The 1444-nt window shown below is 37.0% G+C and carries 2 protein-coding genes; both read left to right on the top strand.

All coding sequences use genetic code 11. The features are described from left to right. Positions 1 to 159 precede the first annotated feature (159 nt). Positions 160 to 855, top strand: coding sequence for an RHS repeat-associated core domain-containing protein (locus tag E2980_RS23860; RefSeq protein ID WP_135154706.1), 696 nt, complete (start codon positions 160 to 162; stop codon positions 853 to 855). 45 nt (positions 856 to 900) lie between these two features. Then, positions 901 to 1392, top strand: a complete 492-nt coding sequence (locus E2980_RS23855; protein WP_135154705.1) for a hypothetical protein — start codon at positions 901 to 903, stop codon at positions 1390 to 1392. The last annotated feature ends 52 nt before the right edge of the window (positions 1393 to 1444 follow it).

The following is a 1444-nucleotide window of genomic DNA, read 5'->3' as shown; positions in this document are numbered from 1 at the left end:
GAGCTTTCATTTGAACTTGAAATGAGCTCCCGCGAACAACCGAAAACAGTACCAAATCCCGTAAAGAAGTGCTATTTTATGGATAGTGCCTCTTTGTCTTCAAGGTTAAGCTTTATAGCCTAGGATACGTATGAAGGGGAGATTGAGAATCCTCAGAGTTTGAATTTGTATGTATATGTAAGCAATAATCCTTTGAGGTTTATTGATCCTAGTGGTCATCAGCAACTAGAAGATAAAGAACAAAGTTTTCATCCATACCTCTTTATTTCAGTGACAACGTTTATTCCAGATAAAGTTATTCGTGAAACAGAGGTTGCTAGTATTGTATCTGCAATTCCAGTCGTAGGTCTCGGAGATGGCAGACAATTGTGGGAGAAAGGGACTTTTAGAACACGACATATTCTCGTTGTCGATCTTGAAGACGGCCGAAAAACTGTGGATTCTATAGACGTTAGTGACTCTAGAGTACGCGAAGAGATTTTGGGCACGGAGTATAGTGCTGGAGCCCCAAGTGGAAAAACAATGAAAGCAAATGTTACTAAGGGAGCGGATGGAAAACTATCGATCAGTTTGAAATGTGATGAAGGATCAAATATTCTTACGTGGTTGGGACTTAAAATAACTTATAATATTGAAATTACGATTGATACTAGCGGCCACTTAACAATGAAGTATAAACACAAAGGTTTTCCAGCTGACGAGATTGTTGTGAATGAAGGTCAAACGAATATAATAAAGTATGGTTTTAATCCAAGAGCAAATTGGAAAAACTTTGACACACTTGCTTCTCTAGGTTTTAAATCAAATAAAACAGGTGTATTAAAAGGGAACCAGGCAGTACATTGGAATGGTTAGTAGATAATAAAGTTCTCTGAATAAGGTTCCAGAAGGGGGTACTGGATGAAATCGCAGCTAAGATGGATAATTGTAATATGTATTTTTATTGCTGGTTGTTCTAGTGATACGTTTGGAGGAGATAATTCGCAATCTATGAGAGTTGTAGGTAACAAGGTGTTTTATATGCTTATTGATGAATACCTTGATACTAATGATCCTTCTTATGATCCACCATTAAGTGTGTTTAAGAAAAAATATAAAGTTTATGATGGAAAAGAACATAGAATCTATGAGGTTACTGATGATGTTTCTATGTCAAATGAGATTAAAACAATAATTCAAGCAAGGAAATACTTAGAGGAAAATTATCCTGAATCATTACAGCTAAGACCTCTAACAATAGTTAGTGAAAAAGTTTTAACACAATGGGAAAAAGATGGATACAATGCAGAGAATGAATATTGGAAGGGTTCCCCAAAGTGTCGCCGTTCACTTCCGTTGTCGGAAGTAGAGCGGCGATTTTTTATATGTAATGACGGAGATGTAGAGATATAATTGGCGGGGGTGGTGTACGAATCACCGACAATCATGAGGAGTAGGCGGATTG

Origin of the sequence: Cohnella luojiensis (assembly GCF_004564235.1) — a bacterium.
Lineage (GTDB): Bacteria > Bacillota > Bacilli > Paenibacillales > Paenibacillaceae > Cohnella > Cohnella luojiensis.
This window is presented reverse-complemented; position numbering and strand designations above follow the sequence as displayed.

What these genes read in the sequence shown, in the direction of transcription:
- E2980_RS23855 (WP_135154705.1), top strand. Translation starts at nt 901, where the DNA reads ATGAAATCGCAGCTAAGATGGATAATTGTAATATGTATTTTTATTGCT.